The sequence below is a fragment of the Pseudomonas sp. GM49 genome (genome assembly GCF_000282355.1).
Classification (GTDB): Bacteria; Pseudomonadota; Gammaproteobacteria; order Pseudomonadales; family Pseudomonadaceae; genus Aquipseudomonas.
In genome coordinates this window covers 16,248-42,097 of record NZ_AKJL01000093.1, presented here as the reverse complement: position 1 = coordinate 42,097, position 25,850 = coordinate 16,248, and the positions used below count along the sequence as shown (strand labels likewise).

The window sequence follows — 25,850 nt, the reverse complement described above, 5'->3', positions numbered from 1 at the left end:
CCCCCAGCCGCAAGTGTCGGCGGTGATGGCGGCCAGCACGCGGCCCATGTCCGAGTACAGGCAATGGCCGGCGGTGAGCTTGGCGGTGTGTTGGCATTTGAGGCTGTCGGGCAGGTTCAGGCGTTCGGTTTTTTCATTGGCATTGAGCAACGTCAGGCTGACGTTGGCGCCGCCGCGCAGGTCGGTCAGGCGCAGCAGTTGGCCGCGCTTGAGCACAAAAGAGCGATGGCCGCCGCCGGGGAGCATTTCTTCGGCGAAGGGCGGGAACAGTTGGGTCGAATCGGTCACGGGAAAATTCCTCTCAAGCAGTTCGAAGTGAGCCCGCCAGTGGCACCGGCAAGGCGTCGACGACGGCACGGTCGGCGCGGCGGTCGCTGTTCAACGGGATGTCGTAGGTGATGCGTGCGCCATAGGCGCCTGGTGCGTGCGGGTCGAGGCGAACCTTGTCGAACACCAGCAGACGCGTGCCAAGACTGAAGCCTTCGGACAGGTCATGGGTGACCATGAATACCGTCAGTCGGGTCTCGCGCCACAGCTCCAGCAGCAAGGCGTGCATGTCTTTGCGGATGCCCGGATCGAGGGCACCGAACGGTTCGTCGAGCAACAGCACGCGGGGCTTCATGATCAGTGCCTGGGCGATGGCCAGTCGTTGCTGCATGCCGCCGGAAAGCTGCGCCGGGTACTTGTCCAGCGAGTGACCGAGACCGACTTTGTGCAACAACAGTGATGCCTGTTCGCGGGCCTCTTTTTTAGCGCTGCCGAACAGGCGTCCGAGCAAGGGTGAGCGTGGCAGTTCGAGGCCCAGGGCGACGTTGTCCAGCACGCTCAAGTGCGGGAACACCGAGTAGCGCTGGAACACCACGCCACGACTGGCGTCCGGCTCACTGGCCAAGGGCTGACCGTCGAGCAGGATCTCGCCGCGACTGGCGCGTTCCTGGCCGAGCAGCAGGCGCAGGAAGGTCGATTTACCGCAACCGGAAGCGCCGACGAGTGTGCAGAACTCACCCTCGTTGACGTTCAGGTTCAGGCCTTCGAGCACCACCTGATCGGCGTATTGCTGCCAGACGTTTTTAACGGTGATAAAGCTCATTTGGCGGCCCCTTGGTGCCAGGGGAACGCACGCTGGGTCAGGTGTTTGAGGCCCCAATCCATCAGCCAGGCAAGCAGGGTGATCCACACCACGTACGGCAGGATCACGTCCATAGCCAGGTAGCGGCGCACCAGGAAAATCCGGTAGCCGAGGCCGTCGGTAGAGGCGATGGCCTCGGCGGCAATCAGGAACAGCCACGCCGAGCCGAGCATCAAGCGCAGCGAGATCAACAACCGTGGCAGCAGCTGTGGCAGCACCACCCGCAGCATCAGGGTCCAGGTCGAGGCACCGAGGGTCTGGGCCTTGATCAGCAGCTCCACGGGAATTTCCCGGGCGCGCTGTTCCAGGTCACGGGCCAGGGCCGGAGTGATGCCGATCACGATCAGCATCACTTTCGACAGTTCTCCCAGGCCGAAGACGATAAACAGGATCGGCAGAATCGCCAGTGGTGGCACCATCGACAGCACCGTCAGCAACGGTGACAACGGCGCACCGAACAGCGGCAGGGTACCGGCGGCGATGCCCAGGCACAGCCCGGCCAAGGCGCTGATGCCCAGGCCGATGGCCAGACGTTGCAGGCTGGACGCCGTGTCCTGCCAGAGCAGGTATTCGCCGGTGCGGGTGTCGGCGATGAATGCCAGGCGTTTCACCGCATCAGTCATCTGCACGGCGCTGGGCAGCAACTTGTCATTGGGGTTGTCCGCCAGTCGCTCGGCCGAGCCCGTGAAGTAGGCAAACAGCACCAGGGCGAACGGCAGGATCACCAACAGCAGGCGACTCGGGCGGTCCGGGTGAAGGTTGATCAGGCGCATGGCCAAGTCCTCTTTTTACAGCTTGGCGTCGGCGGCCATCTGCACGTAACTCGGGTCGAAGCGCAGCTTGAGGTTGCCCTTGTCGCCGCTGGTCACGCCGTTGGCGAAGGCCATGCCGACTGCGCTGGTGTCCTTGGCGCCTTCACCCAGCAAGCCGTGCTGGAAGGAAAACTCGGCGACTTTGCGCATGGTGTCCGGCAGTTGCTTGCTGGTGCTGAACGCCAGGGCCTCCTTGGGCGTGGCGAACAGTTTTGTGGTGTCCAGTTGTGCCTGGAAACCCGGCAGGTCGGTGCCCGAGGCTTTGGCCATGTGTTCCAGTGCGGCTTTGCCCGCAGCGTTCCTGGCGTTCATCAACTCGACCACTTCAAACCAGGCGCCGGTCAGCGCCTTGCCGAGGGCCGGGTTGTCTTTGAGGGTCTGGGAGTTGACGACCATCATGTCCATGATTTCGCCGGGGATCTGGCTGGAGTTGAACACTTCGCTCACCCCGGGCTTGGCCTTGATGTCCGAGAGCATCGGGTTCCAGGTGGTGACGGCGTTGACCTGATCGGTGTTGAAGGCGGCCGAGATATCGGCGTCGGAGGTGTTGACCACTTTCAGGTCTTTCTCGGTGAGATCCACCGAATCCAGGGCTCGAGCCAGTAGGTAGTGGGAGACCGAGAGTTCTACCAGGTTGACGTCCATGCCCTTGAGGTCGGCGACTTTCTTGCCTTCGCCCTTGAGCACGATGCCGTCGTTGCCGTTGGAGAAATCGCTGACGATCAGCGCAGTGCTGTCGACACCGCCGGCGGCCGGAATGGTCAGCGCGTCCATGTTGGTCATGGTGCAACCGTCGAACTGGCCGGCGGTGTACTGGTTGATCGATTCGACGTAATCGTTGAGCTGCACCACGTCGATCTTGATGCCGTACTTTTTCGCCCATTTATCGACGATGCCCTGGCTGCCGGCATATTCCCACGGCATCCAGCCGGCGTAGATGGTCCAGCACACGCTGAAGTGGTCTTTCTGGGCGGCCTGGGACGAGAAGCTCACGAGGGCCGCGAACGCAGCGGCGAGCAGGGCGGGTAAACGAAGCTGGGACATGGTGGTTCTCCAGTTGATCAAGGACGGACAGGACGGCAGCGGCACCTCGAACGGTGGCTTGTCTCCCGGGCTTTTGTCCCGCCGTGTAACCTCAACTGGAGGTCGCCAACTCTCGGACCAGTCACTCGCGATTGCGAGCCGGAACCCTAGTCAGCCATTGCAAATTGTGGTGCCGCGAACCTGTGGTGACTCCTGCACGGTTTTGGTAAAGCGAGAGGCGTGCCAAGTTGGTCCGAACGCTCTAGCGTGGGGGACAGGAGGGACGACGGGTTTGACTGGAAAGGCGGACTGCCTTGTGATGGTGCGCAAGCGCACCGCATTGGAACGTATCCGCCGCTGATCAGAAGGTGGGTGCGGCGTTGCACTTGGCAGAGATTTACCAGTCAAAACAGATGTCAGCCGGTCTGTTCCGACTGCTGTCACTGGTCTTTACGGAGGCCGTCATGTTGCGTCGTTTGTTGGTTGGTGCAGTGCTCGGTTTTGGATTGTCTGGCTGCTATTACTACGACAGTCCTGCCGACGTCTACGGGACATCTTATTACTACCCAGGTTACTACTCGCCTTATTACTACGGCGGCTATTACGGCCCACGTTATTACGGTGGTTATCGCTCCTATTACCATGGTGGGCACGGTTACTACGGTGGCCACGGCTATCGCGGCGGTTGGTATAACGGAGGTGGATATCATGGCGGTGGATTTCACGGTGGCCACCGTTAATCAGGGCGTGAATGGATGAAAAACCTTTCATCGGCCAGATGTTTCCACTTGTTTCAAGGGCGCACCAGATTCCGAATTCGATGTCTGATCTTTCGACAGTCATCAAACATTTGACTGTCGCTTGCCAGCGTCGCTGGTGTAGCTCACCCGCGGTCCAGGAGGCCGCCATGCTCTGTCAAAATAAGCTGCGGCGAATTCTTCTGCTTGCTGTGTCGGTATTGTCCCTTGGTGGGTGCGTGCCTTATTACGACGAAGGAGGCAGTTACTACAGTTCCGAAGTCTATACCTCGCCTGCGCCAACCTATTACGCCGGGGGGAGTTCCTACTATTCCAATGGTTACTACACACCGTCGCCTCGGTATTACATGCCGCCAGCGCGGTATTACCAGCCGACACCGCGCTATTACTCGCAGCCGCGGATGTATCAACCGCGCTATTACCAGCCCGCTCCGCGTTACTACCAGCCATATCGGGGTGATTACCGGATGCATCAGAACCATGGCTGGGACGGCCGTAACCGCGGGGGCTGGAACAATGACTCTCGCGGCCATGACTGGCGCAACCATCGTGGCGAACGCGGCGATCACAACTGGCGGGGTAATCACCGCTAATCATTCAGTTAAATACAATTGCTGTGGGAGCGAGCTTGCTCGCGATGGCGGAGTGTCAGGCAACATTGATTTCGACTGACACGCCTTCATCGCGAGCAAGCTCGCTCCCACATTTTTTATGTCCGGACTTTAGTATTCGGACAAATCCGCCAACGGATGCCGGCCTTCCCACGCCTTGTGAAAATGCGCCTCTACCACCGCGTCCGGCACGTTGTTGATGTCCGGCCAGTGCCAGTGCGGCTTCTGATCCTTGTCGATCAACCGGGCACGTACGCCTTCGCTGAATTCCGGATGACGACAGCAGTTGAGGCTCAGGGTGTATTCCATCTGAAAGACTTCGGCCAGCGACAGGTGCCGGGCACGGACGATCTGCTCCCACACCAGATGAGCGGTCAGCGGCGCGCCTTCGCTCATGGTCCTGGCCGCGCGGCTCAGTAACAGATCGCTGTGATCGCGCAAGGCGCTGATGGCCTTCCAGGCGCAACGCACGTCGCTGACATCCAGCAGCTCATCGATCTGCTGACGGCGCGGCAACCACTGGGCTTCGGGCATCTGCGCCACGGCTTCCTGCTGTAAGGCCTTGAGCAGGCTGTTGAGCTGCATGGGTGTCTGTTCCTGCCAGTTCAATTGCAACAGGCCTTCGATCAATTCCGGCTGCTGCTCATCGCGCAGGAAACGATCCGCCAGGTCCAGGTCGATGGCATCGCGGCCGTTCATGTGTGCACCGGTCAGGCCCAGGAACAACCCGAGCCTGCCGGGCAGGCGCGACAGAAACCAACTGGCGCCAACGTCCGGGTACAGGCCGATGCTGATCTCGGGCATTGCCAACCGGCTGCTCGGTGTGACGATGCGAATGCTCGCCCCTTGCAACAACCCCAGGCCGCCGCCCAGCACATAGCCATGGCCCCAGCAGATCAGCGGCTTGGGGTAGGTGTGCAGGTGGAAGTCCAGGCGATATTCCGCCGCAAAAAAGTGCGCGGCCAGTGGCGGCACTTCCCCGGCTTGCGCGCGGCAGGCTTCGACCAGGCTGCGCACTTCACCCCCGGCACAAAAAGCTTTGGAGCCATTACCGCGCAACAGCACGCAGACGATCTGCGGGTCCTTGGCCCAGGCCGCCATGCGGTCGCGCAGGGCGTTGATCATCGGCAGGGACAGGGCGTTCAGGGATTTTTCGGCATCCAGGCTGGCGATGCCGATGCGGGCGCCGTCGGTGCCGGTGAGTTCTTCGAAGTGCAGATTCATCGTGACCTCGATCGGGAATTTGAAGGTTAAGTATGATCGCAGTGTAGGAAAGTGCCGGATCTGCGTCAGATCAATTGACAAGCTTGGTGCGCTTTCCTAGGGTTCGCCCCATTGTTTTTGCCGGGTATGACCATGACTGCTGACGACCGTATCAAACTCGAACCGAGCTGGAAGGAGGCACTGCGTGCCGAATTCGACCAGCCCTACATGACAGAGTTGCGAAACTTCCTGCAACAGGAGCGGGCGGCCGGCAAGGAAATCTATCCGCCGGGGCCGATGATTTTCAACGCGCTCAATTCCACGCCGTTGAACAAGGTCAAAGTGGTGATCCTCGGTCAGGATCCTTATCACGGCCCGGGCCAGGCCCATGGTTTGTGCTTTTCGGTGCAACCCGGCGTGCCGGCGCCACCGTCATTGGTGAACATTTACAAAGAGCTCAAACGCGACCTGAACATCGACATCCCCAACCATGGCTACTTGCAGAGCTGGGCCGATCAGGGTGTGTTGATGCTCAACACCACCATGACTGTCGAGCGCGCCAATGCCAATGCGCACAAGGACAAGGGCTGGCAGTTTTTCACCGATCGGGTCATTGAAGTGGTCAGCCAGCAGCAACCGCACCTGGTGTTCATGCTGTGGGGCGCCCATGCCCAGAGCAAGCAGAAACTGATCGATGCCACCAAGCACCTGGTGCTGACTTCGGTGCACCCGTCACCGCTATCGGCCTATCGCGGCTTTCTCGGGTGCGGGCACTTCAGCCGCACCAACAAGTTTCTTGAGCAGAATGGCGAGACGCCGATCGAGTGGCGGTTGCCGCCGGTTTGATTGGTTGACCTGACTGGCCCCATCGCGAGCAAGGATCACGCGAACCCTGTGGGAGCGAGCTTGCTCGCGATGGGGGGCACTCGGTCTATTAGTCTGGCTCGGGATTACGGTCCCAGTACTTGAACAACGGCTCCGCCAGAAACAGCACAAACAACAACCGCATCACCTGCATCGCCGTCACCAGCGGCACCGACAGTTGCAGGGTTTCCGCCGTCAGGCTCATCTCGGCAATGCCGCCGGGCATCATGCCCAATGTCAGTGAGCGCAGATCCAGGTGGGTCAGCGCACTCAAACCCAGTGCTGCTGCAGTCGCAATTAACATGGTCAACACCGTGCCGATCAGGGTGCGGCCCATGAACGATGGCGCCCGCCGGAAAAACTGTCGGTTGAAGTGACAGCCCAGACCGCTGCCGATCAGCCATTGGCCGATCTGGCTACCGCCATTGGGCAAGCCGATGTGCAGATCCCAGCCGATGCTGACTGCCGCACTGACCAGCAATGGCCCGAACAGCCAGGGGTTGGGTTGCCGCAGGCGTTCCCAGATCCAGGCCGCCAAAGCGCCAGCGGGGAACAGCAGGGCCAGCCAGCGCCAGTCCACAGCGTTGGCATGTAAAACCGGGGCACCATCGCCCAACAAATACTTGAACGCCGCCGGCACGCAGAGCACCACGACCAACACCCGCAAACTCTGCCCCGCCGCGACACGGCTGAGCACCGCACCATTGCGGGCGCCGAGGTTGACCATCTCCCCGGAACCGCCGGGCATGCTGGAAAAGAACGCCGTGGCGCGATCTTCACCGGTACGGCGCATCAGCCACACGCCGACCACAGCAGACAGGCTGGTGACCAATGCACCGAAGAAGATCAGACCGAAATGACTCAGCACCTGCTCCATCACCACCGGGGTGAAGTGCAGGCCGATACCGATGCCGACGATCCACTGGCCGCACTTGCGGCCGCCAGGGATTTCGGCCAATTGCCAGGGTGTCAGGCAGCGCACGAGGATGATCGCCAGCAACGAGCCGACCATCCACGGCAAAGGCCAGCCGACCTGGCTGGCGAGGTAACCGCCAAGCAGGCCGACCAGCGGGGTTCCCCACCAGAGTTTGAAGGGGGACCTGTCAGACATCGGCGATTGCGCGTTGCGCGGCCGAACGTTTGCGCCAGATGCGGATAAGCGGCATCAGCAGCATGATCGCCGTCAGGATCCAGCAACCGAAGGTGATCGGGCTCGACCAGAGGATTTCCAGTGCACCGTTGGAAATCGACAGGGCGCGGCGCAGGTTCTGTTCCATCAGGCCGCCGAGGATGAAGCCCAGCAATACCGGCGACAGCGGGAAGTCCAGCTTGCGCAGGATATAACCGAAGATGCCGATGCCGATCATCAGGAACAGGTCGAACGTTGTAGCGTGCACCGCGTAGACACCAATCCCGGTAATGATCGCGATCACCGGCACCAGTGCCCAGTTCGGCACGGCGAGGATGCGGGTAAAGATGCGGATCATCGGGATGTTGAGGATCACCAGCATCACGTTGGCGATGAACAACGAAGCGATCAGGCCCCAGACGATGTCCGGTTGCTGCTGGAACAGCAGCGGGCCCGGAGTGATGTTGTACAGCGACAGCGCGCCGATCATCACCGCCGTGGTGCCGGAACCTGGAACGCCGAGGGTCAGCATCGGCACCAGCGCACCGCAAGCTGCGCCACCGATGGCGGTTTCCGGAGCGGCGAGGCCGCGCATGTCGCCCTGGCCGAAAGTACCCTTGGCGCCAGCCATGCGTTTTTCGGTCATATAGGCCACGGCACTGGCCAGGGTCGCACCGGCACCCGGCAACACGCCCATGATGAAACCCAGCACGCCGCAACGGATGTTCACTACGAACACCGATGCCGCTTCCTTGAAGTTGAACATCATGCGCCCGGTGGCTTTCACCGCTTCCTGGCCGTGATGGGTTTTTTCCAGCAGCAGCAGGATTTCGCTGATGGAGAACAGGCCCAGCACCAGCACGACGAACTGGATGCCGTCGGTCAGGTGAATGTTGTCCCCGGTGAAGCGATACACACCGCTGTTGGCGTCGATGCCGACGGTCGACAGGAACAGACCGATCAGCGCCGCGATGAACGTCTTCAGCGGACGGTCACCGGCCATGCCGCCGAGGCAGACAATCGCAAACACCATCAGTACGAAATATTCCGCCGGGCCGAAGGCAATCGCCCATTTCGCCAGCAGCGGGGCGAACAGCACCATGCCGCAGGTCGCGATAAAGGCACCGATGAACGAGCTCCATGCCGACAGCGACAGCGCTACACCCGCCAGGCCTTTGCGTGCCATCGGGTAACCATCGAGGGTGGTCATCACGGTGGACGCTTCGCCCGGGATGTTCAGCAGGATCGAGCTGATCCGGCCGCCGTATTCGCAACCCAGATACACCGCCGCCAGCAGGATCAGTGCCGACTCCGGTGGCAGGCCGAGGGCGAATGCGATCGGGATCAACAGTGCCACGCCGTTGATCGGCCCCAGGCCCGGCAACAGGCCGACCACGGTACCGATCAGGGTGCCGCACAGTGCAGTCACCAGGTTATACGGGCTCAGCGCGACGCCGAAACCCTGACCCAAATAGCCAAGAGTATCCATATCAGTTCTCCAGAACGTCGAGCACACCCAAAGGCAGCGGCACGTCCATCAACTTGTCGAACAGCAGGTAGAGGCCGACGGCCATCAGGCTGATGATCACGATGCTTGGCACCCAGCGACCGCCATACAGACGGGCCATGGGCACGCCGATCAGGATGCTGGCGACGATGAAACCCAGTGGTTCGAAGGTGCCGGCGAACACCAGCAACAGCACCACGCAGATGCCGATCTTGGTCAGGGTTTCGCGATCCAGCGGCGGCTCGTCAGCACTGTGCTTGATCGGTGCCGGACGGAACGCCATGTACAACAGCGCTGAGCCCATCAGGCCAAGCATCAGCAGTGGAAAGGCCCGAGGCCCCACCGGTTCGTAGGAAAAAGCCGCTTGGTACGGCCACGCCATCAGTGCCAGGCCGAGACAGACCAGTAACAGCACCGAAGCAAAAATGCGTTGTAAGAGCATGGAAAACTCCTGTGCCGCGGCCCCGCAAAACGGAGCCGCAGCCGCTAGACAGAGGCGATCACTGGATCAGGCCGAACTCTTTGGCCAGCACTTTGTAGTCCGCGACTTGCTTCTTCACGTAGGTGTCCAGTTCCGGGCCGGTCATGGCGAACGGGAACAGTTCACGCTGATCGCGCAGCTTGGCGAATTCAGGCGAGGCCAGCAGTTTGTCGAAGGCGTCTTTCCACCAGGCGTAGTCTTCGTCACTGACCTTTGGCCCGAGGTAGAAGCCGCGCACCACCGGCCAGACAATGTCGTAGCCTTGCTCTTTGGCGGTCGGGATGTCTTTCATTTCCGGCTCGTCCAGACGCTTCTCGGCAAACACGGCCAGCAACCGCATGTCGCCGCTCTGGATGTGTGGCATGGAGTCGGAGATGTCGGTGCTGCCGACCTGGATGTGGCCGCCAAGCAGGGCGGTGGCAATTTCACCGCCACCTTCAAGGGCAACGTAACGCAGGTCGCGCGGGTTGATCCCGGCAGCCTTGGCGATCAGCGCGGTTTGCATCCAGTCCTGGCTGCCGACGGTGCCGCCGGAACCGATCACCACTTTGCTCGGATCTTTCTTCAGTGCCTGGACCAGATCGTCCAGAGTCTTGTAAGGCGAATCGCTTTTCACCGCGATGGCACCATAGCTGGTGCCGACGGCGGCCAGCCAGCGCACGTTGCTTTCATCGAAGCGACCGAATTTGCCTTGGGCCAGGTTCAGCAGCGAACCGCTTGACCATGCCACCAGGGTGCCGGCATCTGCCGGACGCTGGGCAACCACCGCGTTGTACGCCACCGCGCCGACACCGCCGGGCATGTAGGTCACGCGCATCGGTTTGGTCAGCAGTTTTTCGTTGACCAGCGCGCTTTGCGCCAGTTTGCAGGTCAGGTCGAAACCACCGCCGGGCGAGGCCGGGGCGATGCATTCCGGGCGTTTGGGTTCGGCAAGCGCTTGGCCGGTGAACAGCAGGACGCTGGCGGCGAGGGCTAGTTTACGCATTGACAGGTTCATTCAAGTCTCCTTGGGAGTTGTTGTTATCGACGTACTGAATTACCAAAGGGCAACGCTATAGCTCACCAGCAGACGCACTTCATCGGCATCGCGAGCAGAGTAGTTGGAGCGGTAGGTGGCATTGCGCAAGCGCACGGCGACATCCTTGAGTGCGCCGCTTTGTACAACATATTTAATCTCGGAGTTGCGTTCCCACTCTTTGCCTTCGTCACCGTTCTTGAGCTTGATGTTGTCACCGCTCACGTAACGGCTCATGAAGCTCAGGCCGGGGACGCCGAGGGTGACGAAGTCGAAGTCATAACGCGCTTGCCAGGAGCGTTCTTCGGCGCCGGCAAAGTCGTTGATCTGGACGAAGTTCACCAGGTACGGGTCGCTGCCATCCACATATGGGAACGCGCTGTCGCCGGACATGTGCTGGTAGCCCGCGCTGAACTTGTGCCCGCTCAAGGCGTAACTCACCAGACCGTTGAGGGATTTGTTGTCGATCTTGCCGCCACGGGCCTCGCCCTGGTCGTCACTGATGGCAAACCGCAGGTCGCTGGCAAAAGTGCCGGGGCCGAATGGCTGCGAGGCGATCAAACCGAGGAAGTGCTGGTTGTAGACTTCATCGAGTTGCGCGAAGTGGTAGCTGCCGGTGATTTTGTCGGTGAACTTGTAGTCCGCACCGCCGAAATCGAAGTGCTTGCCGGCCACGGTGCCAGCGAAACGGCTGTTCTTGTTGTTGAGGGCAATGTCCTCGAAGTCGGTGCTGTCGCGATCCTTGGCCTTGTCCAGGCGCCCGCCGGTGAAGGTCAGGTTCTTGATCTCTTTGGAGGTCAGCATGCCGCCTTCAAAGGTCTGCGGCAGGATGCGCCCGTCGTTGGCCTTGAGGATCGGCAATTCCGGAATCAGGCTGCCGATTTTCAGCTCGCTGGCGGAGATTTTCATTTTGCCGGTCAGGCCGAGCTTGGAATATTCGTCGACGGCTCGCCCATCGTCGGTCGGCAGCAGGCCGGTACCGGTACGATCCGGGCTCGAATCGAGCTTGACCCCCATCATGCCCAGGGCATCGACACCGAACCCCACGGTGCCGTCGGTGTAGCCTGATTTCAGATTGAGCATGAAGCCCTGGGCCCACTCGTCACGCTTGGACTGTTGGGCGCTGGTGCCGTCGCGAAAATCGCGATTGAAGTACATGTTGCGGGTTTCGAAAGTGGCCGAGCTGTCTTCGAAGAATGCGGCCTGGCTCAATGGTGAAAAGCCGGCAAGGGCGGCAGCGCTGGCAAGCGCAGTGTGGCTGAAACGGGAGAGGCGGGCAGGCGCGATAGCCTGGGTCTGCAGGGACTGCATGGATGACTTACTCCGTTTATTGTTCTTATTTGTCGAAAACGCTTCGAGGCGTTTTTCGTATCGCTGTGTGGCGGCAGCGACGGCAGTCGAAACTGTCCGTGGCCGGACTGTAACGGGCTAACCTTTCGCTAACCTTTCAGCTGACTTTCACGGTTTTCGGGCTTCACAGCGGCGGTTGCGGCTGTAAACTTCGCGCCAGAGAATGGCGTCGACCATCCCGGAATGAGGTAAAGATCCATGCGTGTCCTGCTCGTCGAAGACCATCTGCAGCTCGCCGAAAGTGTCGCCCAGGCGCTCAAGAGCACCGGGCTGACCGTGGACGTGCTGCACGATGGCGTGGCGGCCGACCTGGCGCTGGGCAGCGAGGAATACGCCATGGCGATCCTCGACGTCGGCTTGCCGCGCATGGATGGTTTCGAAGTGCTGGCGCGTTTGCGGGCGCGGGGCAAGAACCTGCCGGTGTTGATGCTGACCGCGCGCAGCGATGTCAAAGATCGCGTCCACGGCCTGAACCTCGGCGCCGATGATTACCTGGCCAAGCCGTTCGAACTGACCGAGCTTGAAGCCCGGGTCAAAGCCTTGCTGCGCCGCAGTGTGCTGGGCGGTGAGCGCATTCAGCGCTGCGGTGTGCTGGCCTATGACCTGGAAACCCGGCGTTTCACCCTCGGCGAAGAGCTGTTGACCCTGACCTCCCGCGAACAGGCTGTACTCGAAGCCCTGATTGCGCGTCCCGGCCGGGTGATGAGCAAGGAGCAACTGGCCTCCCAAGTGTTCGGTCTCGATGAAGAGGCCAGTCCCGATGCGATCGAAATCTACGTGCACCGCCTGCGCAAGAAACTCGACGGCCAGTCGGTCGCCATCGTGACCTTCCGCGGCCTCGGTTACTTGCTGGAAAGCCGCGATGCATAAGCCCAGCAGCCTGCGTTGGCGGTTGCTGTGGAACCTGGCTTTATTGCTGGTGGTGTTGATGCTGGCCAGCGGCTTGAGCGCCTACTGGAACGGTCGCGAAGCTGCCGACACGGCCTATGACCGCACCTTGCTGGCCTCGGCGCGGACCATCGCTGCCGGCATCTCCCAGCGCGACGGCACCCTGAGTGCCGACGTGCCCTACGTGGCCCTCGATACGTTTGCCTACGACAGCGCCGGGCGGATTTTCTATCTGGTCAACGACATCAATCAGAAGCTGATTTCCGGTTACGAAAACCTGCCGGCGCCACCGCCGGGAACGCCGCGCACTGATGACTATCCGGCGCTGGCACGTTTCTACAACGCCCAGTATCGCGGGCAGAACGTGCGCGTGGTGAGCCTGCTCAAACCCGTGAGCGAGCCGAACATGAACGGCATGGCGGAAATCCGCGTAGCAGAAACCGATGAAGCGCGAGTGAGCATGGCCCGCAGTCTGGCGGCGGATACTTTGTTACGCCTGGGTATGCTGGCAGTCGGGGCATTGATGCTGGTGTGGTTTGCGGTGAGTGCCGCATTGCGCCCGCTGGAGCGCTTGCGCACGGCGGTGGAAGAACGCCAGCCGGACGATCTGCGCCCCTTGCCTCTGGTGGAAGTGCAACGCGAATTATGGCCGTTGGTGCGTGCACTCAATCACTTTACCGAGCGCCTGCGCGGGCAGTTCGAGAAACAGGCGCAATTCATCGCCGATGCGGCCCATGAACTGCGTACGCCTCTGGCGGCGCTCAAGGCGCGACTGGAACTGGGCATGCGCTCAGCCGAGCCCGATACCTGGCGCAGCACTTTGGAGACCGCGGCCCAGGGTACTGATCGCTTGACCCACTTGGCCAATCAGTTGCTTTCCCTGGCGCGGGTCGAAAATGGTGCCAGGGCGATTGCCGAGGGTGGCGCGCAGTTGCTGGACCTGAGTCAATTGGCCCGGGAGCTGGGCATGGCCATGGCGCCGTTGGCGCACAAGCGCGGTATCGCGCTGGCGCTGGAGGCGGATGAACCCGTCTGGCTGCGGGGCGAGCCGACGCTATTGAACGAGCTGCTGAGCAATCTGGTGGATAACGCACTGGCCCACACGCCGCCGGGTGGCAACGTGATTTTGCGCGTCTCGGCGCCCGCCGTGCTGGAAGTCGAAGATGATGGTCCCGGCATTCCTCTGGAGGAGCGCGGCCGGGTATTCGAGCGCTTTTACCGACGCAATCAGCAAGTGGCCGGTTCGGGGTTGGGTTTGGCGATTGTCGGTGAGATCTGCCGCGCGCATCTGGCCCAGATCAGCCTGCACGATGGCGAGCAGGCGGGGTTGAAGGTGCGGGTGAGCTTTGTTGCGGGGGACTGAATATTCCCATTGTGGCGAGGGGGCTTGCCCCCGTTCGGCTGCGTAGCAGTCGTAAATCCTGACTATGCGGTGTGCCTGGCTTACACGGTCGCAGGTTTTGGGGCCGCTTCGCAGCCCAACGGGGGCAAGCCCCCTCGCCACAATGATCAGTAAAACATCGAGCGCGTCTCTTCCAGATTGGCACACATCGCCGTGTTGTCCGGATCGATCCCGAGCTTGACGAAAGCGGGTACGCTGAAGGGATCGATGCTCGAAATCAGATGGTCAGTGTCTTTGTGGCAATACAGACTGGCCACCTGTACCAGATCCACATAATCGACCTGCGCAGACTGGCGTTGGAAGTTCAGGTATAGCTGCGGCACTTGCACCAGCATGTCGGGAAAATCCCAGACCCTGAGCAGCTTTTCGCCGATCAGCGGATGAATCCGGTCGATCACATGGTTGAGGCTGACCGGGTCGGACAGCAGCTCATAGTGATCTTCGGCGTAGGTCAGGATCGGCAGCACGCCGATCTGATGCACCAGCCCGCCAAGGGCCGCCTGGTCGGGCTTGAGTCGGGTGTAGCGGCGGCACAAGGCGTAGCTGACGCCGGCGATTTCCAGGCTTTTACGCCAGACATCGCGCATCTTCTGTTCCACCACGTCGGAGCGGGCATGGAAAATCTGCTCCATGACCAGGCCGATCGCCAGATTGCAGCTGTAGTTGATGCCCAGGCGGGTGATTGCGGTATGCAGATCGGTCACTTCCTGGGTCGCGCGCAACAGTGGGCTGTTGACCACTTTGATCAGGCGTGCCGACAACGCGGTATCACGGCCGATCACTTTGCTCAGGGTGCTGACGCTGACTTCCGGGTTTTCTGCGGCCTTGCGGATTTGCAGGGCCACTTCCGGTAACGTTGGCAGAACCAGGTCATCGTTATTGATGGCCTCAACCAAATCCTGTTGGACCTTTTCCGCCAGCTCGCTCATTTAATCTCTCTAGGTGTTGCGCCAAGTGCTGCCGTTACTGCTGGATTTCGCGATCGCGGTCCAGTTCATAAGGCAGGTCGAGCAGCTGCAAGGACGGCCCTTCGATCGCGCCCAGGTGGATGTCTCCACTGTCTGCTGCTTCGGCTTGCAACACAGCCAGGAGTTCAATGTTTTGCCCGGTGCGGGCAGCCAGCACCACTTCGCCGATGGAGCTGCCGTGGGTCGGGGAAAACAGTGGGACACCCGGTTCAGGCAGCTCGCTGGCTGCCAGTTGCAGGCGATACAAGCGGCGCTTGAGTTTGCCCAGGTACTGCATCCGCGCGACGATTTCCTGCCCGGTGTAGCAACCTTTCTTGAAACTCACGCCACCGACCGCTTGCAGGTTGAGCATCTGCGGGATGAACAACTCGCGGGTGCCCGGCATGACCTGGCCGATCCCTGCGCGGACCTGGCCCAGCAGCCATTGATTCAGATCGCCTTCGCTCAGCAAAGCCGACAGCTTGCCTTTGACCGCATCGGCTTGATCGGCGGCGGCCCACAGTTCGGCGCGCTCAGGCGAGACGCGGATGGCAATCAGTCCATCGTTGCGTACGACGCTGTCGGTTTCTGCCGGCAGGTCCAGGCCGAGGCTGGCCAGTGCGGCGTCGCCATGGTCAATGCCGAAGCGGACCCAGGCGGCACTTTCGTCGGTCAGTTTCGACTTGGAAAACACCGCGTACTTTTTCAGGTCCGCCAGTTGTGGTTCGAGCAATTCGGTGGCCATGGCCAGGACTACGCCGTCCCCTTCGAGCAGGATGCGGAAACTCGATTGCATCCGGCCTTTTTGGGTGCAGCGCGCACCGAGGCTGGCCCGGGAATCGCTCAGGTAGTCGAGATTGCAGGTCAGTTGGCCTTGCAGGAATTTGCTGGCGTCCGCGCCGCGGACCGCGAGAACACCTTCATGAGAAAGGGTGCAGAAAAAAGCAGAATCGGCCATGGGTCATCGCAGGGTAAAGAGTCTGGCGGACATCATAAGGGGACGCCTTGGAAATGGGTAGTTCACAAAGGATCACCGGTGCCCGACCAAAGCCGACTGTTCGACCGGGCGCGGGCCTGTATACTTGCGGCCTATTTGAGGAGCGCTCCATGGTCGAAGATGTTGAACTGAACCGCCTCTACTGGCACAGCCGCCGCGGCATGCTCGAGCTTGACGTGTTGCTGGTGCCGTTTGTGAAAGAGGTTTACCCGCACCTCAACGAGGTTGATCGCGCCTGCTACGTCAGGTTGCTCGAATGCGAAGATCAGGACATGTTCGGCTGGTTCATGGAACGCAGCGAATCCGAAGATCCTGAACTGCAACGCATGGTTCGCATGATCCTGGACCGTGTCCAGCCCAAGTAACGGGTTCGAATGCCGCTGGCATGCCTCACGGCAGTTGCTGGCGGCGTATCTTTTGGCCCAGCTGTTCGCGTTGGGTTCGTTGTTTTTACTGTCATTTCCGCTCTGGGCCAGCTCGCTCGGCATCGTGCTGTGCGTGGTTCACGGAGTCTGGCTGTTGCCCCGGCAAATCCTGCTGACGCACCCGCAGGCATTTTGCGGCTTGCGGCGCGATGCCGATGGCTGGCAGTTGTGGAGTCGGGCCAAGGGTTGGCAGCCCGTGCAACTGAGACCGGATAGCCTGGCGCTGCCGTTGATTGTGGTATTGCGCTTTCGTCTGCGTGGCGAGCGCCGGGTCAGGGCCATTTGCGTGCCCCGGGATGCGCAGGCGGCGGATGTGCACCGACGCCTGCGGGTCCGGCTCAAATTCAGCCGACGTAGGTGGGCGGCACCAGAATAGTGTCCAGCGCGACCGGCAACATGTCCGGATAGTCGAGGGTGTAATGCAGGCCACGGCTTTCCTTGCGCTCCATGGCTGACAGAATCATCAGCTCGGCCACTTGGGCCAGGTTGCGCAGCTCGATCAAATCCCTGCTGACCTTGTAGTTGCTGTAGAACTCGTCGATTTCATCCAGCAACAGTTGCACGCGGTGTTGTGCCCGTTGCAGGCGCTTGTTGGTGCGCACGATGCCGACGTAGTCCCACATGAATCGCCGCAGCTCATCCCAGTTGTGCGCAATGATCACGTCTTCATCGGAATCGGTGACCTGGCTCGCATCCCAGGCGGGAAGGGGGGCTGGCATCGGAACCCGGGGCAGTTGTTCGAGAATGTCCGCGGCCGCCGAGCGGGCATAAACGAAACATTCCAGCAGTGAGTTGCTGGCCATGCGGTTGGCGCCGTGCAGGCCGGTAAAACTGGTTTCGCCAATGGCGTACAGCCCCGGCACATCGGTACGGCCCTGTTGGTCGACCATCACGCCGCCGCAGGTGTAGTGCGCCGCCGGTACCACCGGAATCGGTTGTTTGGTGATATCGATGGAAAATTCCAGGCAGCGTTCGTACACCGTCGGGAAGTGCGTCTTGATGAAGGCTTCGGGCTTGTGGCTGATGTCCAGATAGACGCAATCGATGCCCAGGCGCTTCATTTCATGGTCGATGGCCCGGGCGACGATGTCCCGTGGCGCCAACTCGGCCCGTGGATCGAAGCGCTGCATGAAGCGCTCGCCGTTGGGTAGCTTCAGGTGCGCACCTTCGCCTCGCAGGGCTTCGGTGACAAGGAAACTCTTGGCTTGCGGGTGATACAGGCAAGTGGGGTGGAACTGATTGAATTCCAGGTTCGCCACCCGGCAGCCCGAGCGCCAGGCCATGGCGATACCGTCGCCGCAGGCGCCGTCAGGGTTGCTGGTGTACAGGTAAACCTTGGCCGCACCACCCGAGGCGAGGATCACAAAGCGCGCGCCATAGGTGTCGACTTCGCCGGTGCCGCGATTGAGTACATAGGCGCCAAGGCAGCGATCACCTTCGAGTCCCAGGCGTTTCTCCGTGATCAGGTCAACCGCGACCCGCTGTTCCAGCAGTTCGATGTTTGGTCGTTTCCTGGCCTGGTCGAGCAGGGTGGTGAAAATGGCAGCACCGGTGGCATCGGCGGCGTGGATGATGCGCCGATGGCTGTGACCGCCTTCGCGGGTCAGGTGGAACTCGAATCCGCCATCTTCGTTACCCGACTGTTCATCGCGGGTAAAGGGCACGCCCTGGTCGATCAGCCATTGAATCGCTTCCTTGCTGTGCTCGACGGTAAAGCGCACGGCGTCCTCATGGCACAGGCCGCCGCCGGCATTGAGCGTGTCATCGACATGGGATTCAACGGTGTCGGTGTCATCCAGCACGGCCGCAACGCCGCCCTGGGCCCAGAAAGTCGAGCCATTGGCGAGGTTGCCCTTGCTCAGAACGGCAATGCGCAAATGACCGGGCAAGGTCAGCGCAAGGCTCAAGCCGGCAGCACCGCTGCCAATTACCAGAACATCGTGTTGAAACTGTTGGCTCATTTCAGGATTCCGCTCAAAGCGACCCGGGTCGGGGGTGGTGCAGCTGGACAGGCGAGTCAAGGCAGCAGCACAGCCCACTAGTATATAGAGGGGGGGAGCGGCACAATACCCGAGCCAGCATGGCATTGTGAAACTACTGTGACGCAAAATATCGGACGCTTCGTCGGATGTTTTTCTGCCCGTTGGGCGCGAGAATGACTGTATCGCCGATTTAACAGTCTTTTTCCCTACACGGTTGCACAATGTCGGGTCGGCACAGCTATAAATATTTGGAACTTTTGCCAAAGTGCCAAGATCAATAGACGGTTGTCTGAAACAAGGGACAGTGTCGGCTTCAGTGCGGGATTGCAGTTCGATCCTTGCCCAGGAAACCGATGACAAGATTATTCGCGCAGCCGGGTCAACTCGCGCTGCGCTTTTCGTGCGTGCCAAATCAGAGCCCGCAGGAAACTTGCCTGGAGGGGGAGAACTTTTGCGAAAAGCCCGAGTCTATGTTTGCAAGTCTAGTCGTTTAGTTCTGCAAGCCTCCTCCGAGCTCATCGAGGAGTGTTCATGCTAACCCAGGAAGAGGATCAGCAACTGGTCGAGCGCGTTCAACGCGGCGACAAGCGTGCTTTCGATCTGCTAGTGCTGAAATACCAGCACAAAATTCTCGGGTTGATCGTGCGTTTCGTGCACGACACCCATGAAGCCCAGGATGTGGCACAAGAAGCCTTTATCAAGGCGTACCGTGCACTTGGAAATTTTCGCGGAGACAGCGCGTTTTATACGTGGCTTTACCGCATCGCCATCAACACGGCGAAAAACTATCTGGTTTCACGCGGCCGTCGGCCGCCGGATAGCGATGTCAGTTCCGAGGATGCAGAGTTCTACGATGGCGATCATGGCCTCAAGGATCTCGAGTCGCCAGAACGGGCTTTGCTGCGGGATGAGATCGAAGGCACCGTCCATCGAACCATTCAGCAACTGCCGGAAGATTTGCGTACGGCTTTAACTTTACGTGAGTTTGATGGTCTGAGTTACGAGGACATTGCGAGTGTCATGCAATGTCCGGTAGGCACCGTGCGCTCCCGGATTTTCCGCGCCCGGGAGGCCATCGACAAAGCCCTGCAGCCGTTGTTGCAGGAAAACTAAAGACAGCGGCGACAGCCAAGAGAGGAACGCCATGAGTCGTGAAGCCCTGCAGGAATCGCTGTCCGCAGTGATGGATAACGAAGCGGACGAATTGGAATTGCGTCGGGTATTGAATGCCTGTGACGATGTTGAAACCCGTGAAACATGGGCTCGTTATCAGATCGCCCGGGCAGTGATGCACAAGGATCTGCTGCTTCCACGTCTGGACATCGCGGCGGCTGTTTCTGCTGCCCTGGCTGACGAAGCCGTACCGGCAAAACCTTCCCGTGGTCCATGGCGCAGCCTGGGTCGTCTGGCGGTCGCAGCTTCCGTGACCCTGGCGGTGCTGGCCGGTGTGCGTCTGTACAACCAGGATGAGATCGCCGGTGTCGAATTGGCCCAGCAATCCAGTCAACCCGCGCTGGCCGTTCCTCAAGTAAAAGGCCCTGCTGTCCTGGCAGGCTACAATGAGAGTTCGCAAGCTACTGGCCCAATGGCCAACGGCGTTTTGCAAGGTCAGCCAGGCTGGCACGATCAGCGTCTGCCAGGTTACTTGCGCCAACATGCACAACAGGCTGCACTGAAAGGCACTGAGAGCGCTCTGCCGTACGCTCGTGCCGCAAGTCTGGAAAACCGTTAAGGAGGATCATGCGCGCCATACCTCTACTTTCGCTTCTGCTCAGCGGCTGGTTCATCGTTCCAGCCCAAGCCGATGATGCCCAGGACTGGTTGACCCGCCTGGGCCAGGCAGAGCAACAGCAAAGCTTTCAGGGTACTTTCGTCTACGAGCGTAACGGTAGTTTTTCTACCCATAACATCTGGCACCGCGTCCAGGATGGAAAGGTCCGCGAGCGATTGATCCAGCTCGACGGTTCCGCTCAGGAAGTCGTTCGCATTGATGGGCAAACCCAATGCGTCAGCGGCACGTTGATAGCAGGGCTTGGGGACTCCCCGAACTCCGCTGCCCGTGCACTCGATCCTCAAAAGCTCAAGAATTGGTATGACCTCGCCGTCATCGGCAAGTCGCGTGTCGCCGGGCGTTCGGCGGTGATCGTATCGCTGACACCCCGCGATCAGCACCGCTACGGTTTTGAGCTGCATCTGGACAAAGAGACCGGCCTGCCTTTGAAGTCCTTGCTACTGGACGACAAGGGGCGGTTGTTGGAGCGCTTCCAGTTCACGCAACTGGATACCGCCGACGTTCCTTCCGAAAAAGACCTGCAGGCCACTAATGATTGCAAGCCGGTCAACCTCGAGAGTGACAAGGCTTCTGCCGTCAAGTCTGCCCAGGTCTGGCGTTCCGACTGGTTGCCGCCCGGCTTCGAGCTGACCAGCAGCACCGCTCGCAAGGATCCGGAAACCAAGACCCAGGTCAACAGCCTGATGTATGACGATGGCCTGACGCGCTTTTCGGTATTCCTCGAACCATTGAACGGCGCAACAGTCACCGACACCCGTACTCAGTTGGGGCCGACCGTTGCGGTTTCCCGGCGCTTGGCCACGGCACAGGGCGACATGATGGTGACCGTCGTCGGCGAGATACCGGTCGGTACTGCTGAACGGATAGCGCTTTCGATGCGTACCGACGCCGCTGCAACCAAGCAGTGAGTTGAATTCGAAATGTTTCGTGAGCATTTCAATTTGCAAAAAGCCCGTAAATTTCTTATAGGTCAGAGCCCCTCGGCTCTGGCCTTGTTTGTTGTTCCCGGAACAAAAATACCGGCGTATTGTTCCCGGTGTTCCTTGCTCCATATCGCTTAACCCTGCTCGTCGTAACGGGAGCCGTATGTCGATACCACGCTTGAAGTCCTACCTTTCCATTATTGCCACCGTGCTGGTGCTCGGTCAGGCGGTCACCGCCCAAGCGGTCGAACTGCCTGACTTTACGCAACTGGTCGAACAGGCTTCGCCTGCGGTCGTGAACATCAGTACCACGCAAAAGCTGCCGGATCGCAAAGTCAGCCAGCAAATGCCCGACCTCGAAGGTTTGCCGCCGATGCTGCGCGAATTCTTCGAACGGGGCATGCCGCCACAATCCCGTTCACCTCGCGACCGTCAGCGTGAGGCAACCTCTCTGGGTTCGGGTTTCATCATCTCTTCCGATGGCTATATCCTGACCAACAACCACGTGATCGCCGATGCTGACGAAATCCTCGTTCGCCTGGCTGATCGCAGCGAAATGAAAGCCAAGCTGGTCGGTACTGATCCACGTTCCGATGTGGCGCTGCTGAAAATCGAAGGCAAGGATCTGCCAGTGCTGAAGCTCGGTAAATCCCAGGACCTGAAGGCCGGCCAATGGGTTGTCGCGATCGGTTCGCCGTTCGGCTTTGACCACACGGTGACCCAAGGCATCGTCAGTGCCGTCGGTCGCAGCCTGCCGAACGAAAACTATGTGCCGTTCATCCAGACCGACGTGCCGATCAACCCGGGTAACTCGGGCGGCCCGCTGTTCAACCTGAACGGTGAGGTGGTCGGGATCAACTCGCAGATCTATACCCGCTCCGGTGGCTTCATGGGTGTGTCGTTTGCTATCCCGATCGACGTGGCCATGGATGTTTCCAATCAGCTGAAATCCGGTGGCAAGGTCAGCCGTGGCTGGCTGGGTGTCGTGATTCAGGAAGTGAGCAAGGACCTGGCCGAGTCGTTCGGTCTGGAAAAACCGGCGGGTGCGCTGGTTGCTCAGATCCAGGATGATGGCCCGGCTGCCAAGGGTGGCCTGCAAGTGGGCGACGTGATCCTGAGCATGAACGGTCAGCCAATCGTTATGTCGGCCGACCTGCCGCACCTTGTTGGCGCATTGAAGGCTGGTGCAAAAGCCAATCTGGAAGTGATTCGTGACGGTAAGCGCAAGAATGTCGAGCTGACCGTTGGTGCCATTCCGGAAGAAGGTAAGGAGCTGGGCGCCGAGCCGAAATCCAGCATCGAGCGCAGCAGCAATCGCCTCGGTGTCTCCGTGGTCGAGCTGACGGACGAACAGAAGAAAACCTTCGATCTCAAAGGTGGTGTGGTGATCAAGGAAGTCCAGGACGGTCCTGCCGCCATGATCGGCTTGCAGCCGGGTGATGTGATCACCCACCTGAACAACCAGGCCATTGGTTCCACCAAGGAGTTCGCGGACATCGCCAAGGCGCTGCCAAAGAACCGCTCGGTATCGATGCGGGTACTGCGTCAGGGGCGTGCGAGCTTTATCACCTTCAAACTGGCTGAATAACCCGGTTGTTGGTTGAATGAAAAACCGCCTCGAAAGAGGCGGTTTTTTTGTGTCCGGACTATTTGTCTCCAGGGGGCGTCAGCCCATCATGTCCTTGATCATGCGCTCCTGTTCCATCAGCTCGCGTTGCCGTGCGTCGATCCGCGAGGACAGCGGGAAGTTGCTGCCTGCCTTGCGTTTGGCGAAGTCCAGTTGCTGGATGGCCTGTTTGTAGTCCCCGACCAGCGCAAAATATTCGGCGCGAGCCTGATGCAGGCCGATGATATTGCCCGACAGGCCGCGCGTCTCGGCAACCTGATACCACACGTCCGGGTCATCGGGGCGAGACTTGAGCAGGCCTTCCAGGGCTTTCTCCGCATCGCCAGCGCGGTTCTGCTTGAGCAGCAGGTCGACGCGCACCTGATTCAGCGGATAGTTGCCAGGGTACTGGGTCATCAACCGGTCAACCCGGGACTGGGCGTCCGGCAGGCGATTATTGGTGATGTCCAGATCGACCTGAGCCAGGTTGTAGATGATTTCGTTGGGTGACTTGGCCAGTAGCGGCTTGAGGTTTTCCCGGGCTTCGTTCAGTTGTCCGCCCTTGATCTGGGCAATCGCCAGGCCGTAGCGCGCCGCGTCGTTTTTCGGGTTCTCGTCGAGCAGGGCGCGGAAGCGCTTGGCACCGAGCCCCGGGGTTTCTTCATAGATCAGTTGGACGCGCGCGCGGATCAGTTGATAACGCATGCTGTCTTCGATACCGCCCTGTGGCGCCAGTTCGGCGCGGTTGCGGGTGTCGGCAATACGCGATTCGGTGACCGGGTGAGTCAGCAGGAATTCCGGTGGCTTGGCATCGTAGCGGTACTGACGCATCAGTCGCTCGAACATGGTGGGCATCGACCGGGGGTCGTAACCGGCCTTTTCCAGATTGAGAATGCCGATACGGTCGGCTTCCTGTTCGTTCTGGCGAGAGAATCGCCGCTGTTCCTGAATGGCCGCTGCCTGTGTGCCGGCAATGGCCGCGATCCCGGCGTCACCGGCGCCGGCGGCTGCAACCACGATCCCGGCCAGCAATGCCGCCATCATCGGCACTTGCATGCGTTTTTGCGCTTCGACGCCCCGGGCAAAGTGGCGCTGCGACAAGTGAGCCAATTCGTGCGCCAGTACCGATGCGTATTCGCCTTCGGTCTGGGCATTCAGGAATAAACCACCGTTAACCCCGACAATCCCGCCCGGCGCCGCAAAGGCGTTGAGTTGCGGGCTGTTGATCAGGATGAATTCCAGGCGCCGGTCAGTGACCTGGCTGGTCTCTACCAGTCGGTAAACGCTGGACTCCACGTAATCCTTGAGTTGTGGATCGTTGAGCTGCGAAACCTGACTGCGCAACATTGCCAGCCAGGCGCGGCCGAGCTGGTATTCCTGTTGCGGTGAGACAATGGCAGAACTGGCGTCGCCGAGTGACGGCAGGTCGTCGGCGAAGCCCGGTGAGGCGAGCAGGCAAGCGAGCGTCAGCAGGGTAGGGCGCAGAAATGTCATGCACAAAGCCTTAGTCGACAAAGACCTTACTGTAGCCGGACACCGGCGTTGCGACCAGATATTCTAGGCAACTCAACCACCTGACCCGGAGTGATGCAATGACCGACGCTGTAGAGCATGACGTTGAACTGGACGCCAGTGGCCTGAATTGTCCGTTGCCGTTGCTCAAGGCCAAGATGGAGCTCAACCGGCTGGCCAGTGGTGCGGTACTTAAGGTCATCGCCACTGATGCGGGTTCGCAGCGCGACTTTCGCACCTTTGCCCGATTGGCCGGTCATACCCTGCTTCGTGAAGAAGATGACGCGGGTGTTTACCGCTACTGGTTGAAAAAAGCCTGAAATCGGCTGCGTTTGTTCCTAAGGATTATTGATGTTCAAAGTGTTACGCGACTGGATTCAGCGCTATTTCTCCGATGAAGAAGCGGTGGTGCTGGCTGTCCTGCTGTTTCTGGCGTTCACCGCCGTGTTGACCCTGGGCGGTATGCTGGCGCCGGTGCTCGCCGGGATGGTGCTGGCGTACCTGATGCAGGGGCTGGTGGTGACCCTCGAACGCCTGCGGATGCCGGGCGGGGTCGCGGTGGGGTTGGTCTTTGCATTGTTCATGGGGCTGTTGCTGGTATTCATCGTGATTGTCGTGCCATTGCTCTGGCATCAACTGATCACGCTGTTCAACGAGTTGCCTGGCATGCTCGCCAAGTGGCAGTCATTGTTGCTGCTGCTGCCGGAGCGCTATCCGCACCTGGTGTCTGATGAGCAAGTGCTTCAGGCCATCGAGGTGGCGCGGGGCGAAATCGGCAAGTTTGGTCAGTGGGCACTGACGTTCTCGCTGTCGAGCCTGCCATTGCTGGTGAACATCATGATCTACCTGGTGCTGGTACCGATCCTGGTGTTTTTCTTCCTCAAGGATCGGGCCATGATCGGCCAGTGGGTGCGCGGCTACCTGCCCCGTGAACGGGCGTTGATCACCCGGGTCGCCCATGAAATGAACCGGCAGATTGCCAACTACATTCGCGGCAAGGTCATCGAAATCTTCATCTGCGGTGGCGTGACCTACATCGCCTTTGTTGTTCTTGAGCTCAACTACGCGGCGCTGCTGGCATTGCTGGTGGGGATTTCGGTGGTGGTGCCTTATGTCGGCGCCGTGGTGGTGACCGTTCCCGTGTTTCTGATTGCACTGTTCCAGTGGGGCTGGAGCGATCAGTTCATTTACTTGATGGCGGTCTACGGGATCATCCAGACGCTGGATGGCAATGTGCTTGTGCCATTGCTGTTCTCGGAGGCGGTCAACCTGCACCCGGTGGCGATCATCTGTGCGGTGCTGCTGTTTGGCGGGTTGTGGGGCTTCTGGGGCGTGTTCTTTGCGATTCCCCTGGCGACGCTGTTCAAGGCTGTGCTGGATGCCTGGCCGCGTAAAGAGCCGGAAGTGGCGCCGCTGCTTTAATTCTTCGGTGAGGCTGATGGCCTCTTCGTCGGAACGCCGCCCGGACCAAGCCCGCTCCCACAGTTGACCGAG

Annotated in this window: 27 protein-coding genes and 1 riboswitch; of the genes, 13 read left to right on the top strand and 14 right to left on the bottom strand. The window is 60.2% G+C overall.

All coding sequences use genetic code 11. The annotated features are described in order from the left end of the window. The 4 genes from PMI29_RS20080 to PMI29_RS20095 form a co-directional block, all read right to left on the bottom strand. Nucleotides 1–288, bottom strand: a 288-nt coding sequence (locus tag PMI29_RS20080) for a DUF1989 domain-containing protein (RefSeq protein ID WP_007996240.1), incomplete at its 3' end; no start/stop codon positions are given. A 13-nt stretch (nt 289–301) separates the two neighbouring features. After that, on the bottom strand, nt 302–1,090 hold the full coding sequence (locus PMI29_RS20085; protein WP_007996239.1) for an ABC transporter ATP-binding protein: 789 nt from the start codon (nt 1,088–1,090) through the stop codon (nt 302–304). After that, entirely contained in the window at nt 1,087–1,902 is an 816-nt protein-coding gene (locus PMI29_RS20090) for an ABC transporter permease (RefSeq protein WP_007996238.1), read from the bottom strand. The genes PMI29_RS20085 and PMI29_RS20090 overlap by 4 nt, the downstream gene beginning before the upstream one ends. Before the next feature lie 15 nt (nt 1,903–1,917). Further along, entirely contained in the window at nt 1,918–2,985 is a 1,068-nt protein-coding gene (locus tag PMI29_RS20095; protein WP_007996235.1) for a putative urea ABC transporter substrate-binding protein, read from the bottom strand. Between the two features lie 60 nt (nt 2,986–3,045). Then, a riboswitch (guanidine-I (ykkC/yxkD leader) is annotated at nt 3,046–3,146 on the bottom strand. Between the two features lie 282 nt (nt 3,147–3,428). Between PMI29_RS20095 and PMI29_RS20100 the strand changes: the two genes are divergently transcribed. Beyond that, complete coding sequence (locus tag PMI29_RS20100) at nt 3,429–3,704, top strand: hypothetical protein (RefSeq protein ID WP_007996233.1); 276 nt, start codon at nt 3,429–3,431, stop codon at nt 3,702–3,704. A 167-nt stretch (nt 3,705–3,871) separates the two neighbouring features. Beyond that, on the top strand, nt 3,872–4,315 hold the full coding sequence (locus PMI29_RS20105; protein ID WP_007996231.1) for a hypothetical protein: 444 nt from the start codon (nt 3,872–3,874) through the stop codon (nt 4,313–4,315). A gap of 129 nt (nt 4,316–4,444) precedes the next feature. On the opposite strand, the gene PMI29_RS20110 is transcribed toward PMI29_RS20105, so the two are convergent. After that, nucleotides 4,445–5,557, bottom strand: a complete 1,113-nt coding sequence (locus PMI29_RS20110; RefSeq protein ID WP_007996229.1) for an enoyl-CoA hydratase/isomerase family protein — start codon at nt 5,555–5,557, stop codon at nt 4,445–4,447. A 132-nt stretch (nt 5,558–5,689) separates the two neighbouring features. Here PMI29_RS20110 and ung point away from each other — a divergent pair, with 132 nt between their 5' ends. Next, a complete protein-coding gene (ung, locus tag PMI29_RS20115; protein WP_007996228.1) occupies nt 5,690–6,382 on the top strand; it encodes a uracil-DNA glycosylase in 693 nt (230 codons plus the stop codon). A gap of 88 nt (nt 6,383–6,470) precedes the next feature. Here the strand turns inward: ung and PMI29_RS20120 are convergent, their stop codons facing one another. The 5 genes from PMI29_RS20120 to PMI29_RS20140 are packed head-to-tail and all read right to left on the bottom strand — an operon-like array spanning nt 6,471 to nt 11,843. Next, nucleotides 6,471–7,511 carry an AbrB family transcriptional regulator gene (locus tag PMI29_RS20120; RefSeq protein WP_007996226.1) on the bottom strand — a complete coding sequence of 347 codons (1,041 nt, stop codon included), beginning with the start codon at nt 7,509–7,511 and terminating at the stop codon, nt 6,471–6,473. After that, nucleotides 7,504–9,018, bottom strand: coding sequence for a tripartite tricarboxylate transporter permease (locus PMI29_RS20125; RefSeq protein ID WP_007996225.1), 1,515 nt, complete (start codon nt 9,016–9,018; stop codon nt 7,504–7,506). The genes PMI29_RS20120 and PMI29_RS20125 overlap by 8 nt, the downstream gene beginning before the upstream one ends. Nucleotide 9,019: 1 nt before the next feature. Beyond that, nucleotides 9,020–9,478 (bottom strand): tripartite tricarboxylate transporter TctB family protein, encoded by a 459-nt coding sequence (locus PMI29_RS20130; RefSeq protein ID WP_007996224.1) that lies wholly within the window; start codon nt 9,476–9,478, stop codon nt 9,020–9,022. A gap of 58 nt (nt 9,479–9,536) precedes the next feature. Continuing rightward, nucleotides 9,537–10,514, bottom strand: coding sequence for a Bug family tripartite tricarboxylate transporter substrate binding protein (locus PMI29_RS20135; protein WP_007996223.1), 978 nt, complete (start codon nt 10,512–10,514; stop codon nt 9,537–9,539). 39 nt (nt 10,515–10,553) lie between these two features. Further along, the gene (locus PMI29_RS20140; RefSeq protein WP_007996222.1) at nt 10,554–11,843 is read right to left on the bottom strand and encodes an OprD family porin; all 1,290 of its coding nucleotides are present in this window, start codon (nt 11,841–11,843) and stop codon (nt 10,554–10,556) included. A 237-nt stretch (nt 11,844–12,080) separates the two neighbouring features. Here PMI29_RS20140 and PMI29_RS20145 point away from each other — a divergent pair, with 237 nt between their 5' ends. Both PMI29_RS20145 and PMI29_RS20150 read left to right on the top strand, forming a co-directional pair. Then, nucleotides 12,081–12,752, top strand: a complete 672-nt coding sequence (locus PMI29_RS20145) for a response regulator (RefSeq protein WP_007996221.1) — start codon at nt 12,081–12,083, stop codon at nt 12,750–12,752. Beyond that, nucleotides 12,745–14,133 (top strand): sensor histidine kinase, encoded by a 1,389-nt coding sequence (locus PMI29_RS20150; RefSeq protein ID WP_007996220.1) that lies wholly within the window; start codon nt 12,745–12,747, stop codon nt 14,131–14,133. The genes PMI29_RS20145 and PMI29_RS20150 overlap by 8 nt, the downstream gene beginning before the upstream one ends. A gap of 146 nt (nt 14,134–14,279) precedes the next feature. Here the strand turns inward: PMI29_RS20150 and PMI29_RS20155 are convergent, their stop codons facing one another. Beyond that, entirely contained in the window at nt 14,280–15,101 is an 822-nt protein-coding gene (locus PMI29_RS20155; RefSeq protein ID WP_007996219.1) for an HDOD domain-containing protein, read from the bottom strand. 34 nt (nt 15,102–15,135) lie between these two features. Beyond that, on the bottom strand, nt 15,136–16,077 hold the full coding sequence (gene ygfZ / locus PMI29_RS20160; RefSeq protein WP_007996218.1) for a CAF17-like 4Fe-4S cluster assembly/insertion protein YgfZ: 942 nt from the start codon (nt 16,075–16,077) through the stop codon (nt 15,136–15,138). Between the two features lie 149 nt (nt 16,078–16,226). Here ygfZ and PMI29_RS20165 point away from each other — a divergent pair, with 149 nt between their 5' ends. Together PMI29_RS20165 and PMI29_RS0129995 are read left to right on the top strand one after the other, a co-directional pair. Next, nucleotides 16,227–16,481 carry an FAD assembly factor SdhE gene (locus tag PMI29_RS20165; RefSeq protein ID WP_003184348.1) on the top strand — a complete coding sequence of 85 codons (255 nt, stop codon included), beginning with the start codon at nt 16,227–16,229 and terminating at the stop codon, nt 16,479–16,481. Then, complete coding sequence (locus PMI29_RS0129995) at nt 16,465–16,917, top strand: protein YgfX (RefSeq protein WP_033052207.1); 453 nt, start codon at nt 16,465–16,467, stop codon at nt 16,915–16,917. Before PMI29_RS20165 ends, PMI29_RS0129995 begins: the two co-directional genes overlap by 17 nt. On the opposite strand, the gene nadB is transcribed toward PMI29_RS0129995, so the two are convergent. Next, a complete protein-coding gene (nadB, locus tag PMI29_RS20170; RefSeq protein WP_007996217.1) occupies nt 16,886–18,502 on the bottom strand; it encodes an L-aspartate oxidase in 1,617 nt (538 codons plus the stop codon). The two genes, PMI29_RS0129995 and nadB, sit on opposite strands and share 32 nt — an antisense overlap. 552 nt (nt 18,503–19,054) lie before the next feature. Here nadB and rpoE point away from each other — a divergent pair. The 4 genes from rpoE (at nt 19,055) to PMI29_RS20190 (ending at nt 22,826) form a co-directional block, all read left to right on the top strand. After that, complete coding sequence (gene rpoE, locus PMI29_RS20175) at nt 19,055–19,636, top strand: RNA polymerase sigma factor RpoE (RefSeq protein ID WP_003172477.1); 582 nt, start codon at nt 19,055–19,057, stop codon at nt 19,634–19,636. Nucleotides 19,637–19,667: 31 nt separating this feature from the next. Continuing rightward, complete coding sequence (locus PMI29_RS20180; RefSeq protein ID WP_007996213.1) at nt 19,668–20,255, top strand: sigma-E factor negative regulatory protein; 588 nt, start codon at nt 19,668–19,670, stop codon at nt 20,253–20,255. A gap of 8 nt (nt 20,256–20,263) precedes the next feature. Continuing rightward, nucleotides 20,264–21,223, top strand: a complete 960-nt coding sequence (locus PMI29_RS20185) for a MucB/RseB C-terminal domain-containing protein (protein ID WP_007996212.1) — start codon at nt 20,264–20,266, stop codon at nt 21,221–21,223. A gap of 178 nt (nt 21,224–21,401) precedes the next feature. Then, nucleotides 21,402–22,826, top strand: coding sequence for a DegQ family serine endoprotease (locus tag PMI29_RS20190; protein ID WP_007996210.1), 1,425 nt, complete (start codon nt 21,402–21,404; stop codon nt 22,824–22,826). A 78-nt stretch (nt 22,827–22,904) separates the two neighbouring features. Here PMI29_RS20190 and PMI29_RS20195 read toward each other — a convergent pair whose 3' ends face one another. Continuing rightward, nucleotides 22,905–24,338: a M48 family metalloprotease gene (locus tag PMI29_RS20195; RefSeq protein WP_007996209.1), complete on the bottom strand. Its 1,434-nt coding sequence runs from the start codon at nt 24,336–24,338 to the stop codon at nt 22,905–22,907. A 98-nt stretch (nt 24,339–24,436) separates the two neighbouring features. On the opposite strand from PMI29_RS20195, the gene PMI29_RS20200 reads away from it, so the two are divergent. Next, entirely contained in the window at nt 24,437–24,676 is a 240-nt protein-coding gene (locus tag PMI29_RS20200) for a sulfurtransferase TusA family protein (protein WP_007996208.1), read from the top strand. A gap of 31 nt (nt 24,677–24,707) precedes the next feature. Continuing rightward, on the top strand, nt 24,708–25,778 hold the full coding sequence (locus PMI29_RS20205) for an AI-2E family transporter (protein WP_007996206.1): 1,071 nt from the start codon (nt 24,708–24,710) through the stop codon (nt 25,776–25,778). The last annotated feature ends 72 nt before the right edge of the window (nt 25,779–25,850 follow it).

Bases quoted from the DNA above. Each gene is read 5' to 3' on its own strand.
- PMI29_RS20140 (WP_007996222.1), bottom strand. From the start codon at position 11,843: ATGCAGTCCCTGCAGACCCAGGCTATCGCGCCTGCCCGCCTCTCCCGT.
- PMI29_RS20125 (WP_007996225.1), bottom strand. From the start codon at position 9,018: ATGGATACTCTTGGCTATTTGGGTCAGGGTTTCGGCGTCGCGCTGAGC.
- PMI29_RS20180 (WP_007996213.1), top strand. From the start codon at position 19,668: ATGAGTCGTGAAGCCCTGCAGGAATCGCTGTCCGCAGTGATGGATAAC.
- PMI29_RS20195 (WP_007996209.1), bottom strand. From the start codon at position 24,338: ATGACATTTCTGCGCCCTACCCTGCTGACGCTCGCTTGCCTGCTCGCC.
- PMI29_RS20110 (WP_007996229.1), bottom strand. From the start codon at position 5,557: ATGAATCTGCACTTCGAAGAACTCACCGGCACCGACGGCGCCCGCATC.
- rpoE (WP_003172477.1), top strand. From the start codon at position 19,055: ATGCTAACCCAGGAAGAGGATCAGCAACTGGTCGAGCGCGTTCAACGC.
- PMI29_RS20190 (WP_007996210.1), top strand. From the start codon at position 21,402: ATGTCGATACCACGCTTGAAGTCCTACCTTTCCATTATTGCCACCGTG.
- PMI29_RS20145 (WP_007996221.1), top strand. From the start codon at position 12,081: ATGCGTGTCCTGCTCGTCGAAGACCATCTGCAGCTCGCCGAAAGTGTC.
- ygfZ (WP_007996218.1), bottom strand. From the start codon at position 16,077: ATGGCCGATTCTGCTTTTTTCTGCACCCTTTCTCATGAAGGTGTTCTC.
- PMI29_RS20155 (WP_007996219.1), bottom strand. From the start codon at position 15,101: ATGAGCGAGCTGGCGGAAAAGGTCCAACAGGATTTGGTTGAGGCCATC.
- PMI29_RS20200 (WP_007996208.1), top strand. From the start codon at position 24,437: ATGACCGACGCTGTAGAGCATGACGTTGAACTGGACGCCAGTGGCCTG.
- PMI29_RS20165 (WP_003184348.1), top strand. From the start codon at position 16,227: ATGGTCGAAGATGTTGAACTGAACCGCCTCTACTGGCACAGCCGCCGC.
- nadB (WP_007996217.1), bottom strand. From the start codon at position 18,502: ATGAGCCAACAGTTTCAACACGATGTTCTGGTAATTGGCAGCGGTGCT.
- PMI29_RS20205 (WP_007996206.1), top strand. From the start codon at position 24,708: ATGTTCAAAGTGTTACGCGACTGGATTCAGCGCTATTTCTCCGATGAA.
- PMI29_RS20150 (WP_007996220.1), top strand. From the start codon at position 12,745: ATGCATAAGCCCAGCAGCCTGCGTTGGCGGTTGCTGTGGAACCTGGCT.
- PMI29_RS20185 (WP_007996212.1), top strand. From the start codon at position 20,264: ATGCGCGCCATACCTCTACTTTCGCTTCTGCTCAGCGGCTGGTTCATC.
- PMI29_RS20135 (WP_007996223.1), bottom strand. From the start codon at position 10,514: ATGAACCTGTCAATGCGTAAACTAGCCCTCGCCGCCAGCGTCCTGCTG.
- PMI29_RS20120 (WP_007996226.1), bottom strand. From the start codon at position 7,511: ATGTCTGACAGGTCCCCCTTCAAACTCTGGTGGGGAACCCCGCTGGTC.
- PMI29_RS20090 (WP_007996238.1), bottom strand. From the start codon at position 1,902: ATGCGCCTGATCAACCTTCACCCGGACCGCCCGAGTCGCCTGCTGTTG.
- PMI29_RS20130 (WP_007996224.1), bottom strand. From the start codon at position 9,478: ATGCTCTTACAACGCATTTTTGCTTCGGTGCTGTTACTGGTCTGTCTC.
- ung (WP_007996228.1), top strand. From the start codon at position 5,690: ATGACTGCTGACGACCGTATCAAACTCGAACCGAGCTGGAAGGAGGCA.
- PMI29_RS20095 (WP_007996235.1), bottom strand. From the start codon at position 2,985: ATGTCCCAGCTTCGTTTACCCGCCCTGCTCGCCGCTGCGTTCGCGGCC.
- PMI29_RS20085 (WP_007996239.1), bottom strand. From the start codon at position 1,090: ATGAGCTTTATCACCGTTAAAAACGTCTGGCAGCAATACGCCGATCAG.
- PMI29_RS20100 (WP_007996233.1), top strand. From the start codon at position 3,429: ATGTTGCGTCGTTTGTTGGTTGGTGCAGTGCTCGGTTTTGGATTGTCT.
- PMI29_RS20105 (WP_007996231.1), top strand. From the start codon at position 3,872: ATGCTCTGTCAAAATAAGCTGCGGCGAATTCTTCTGCTTGCTGTGTCG.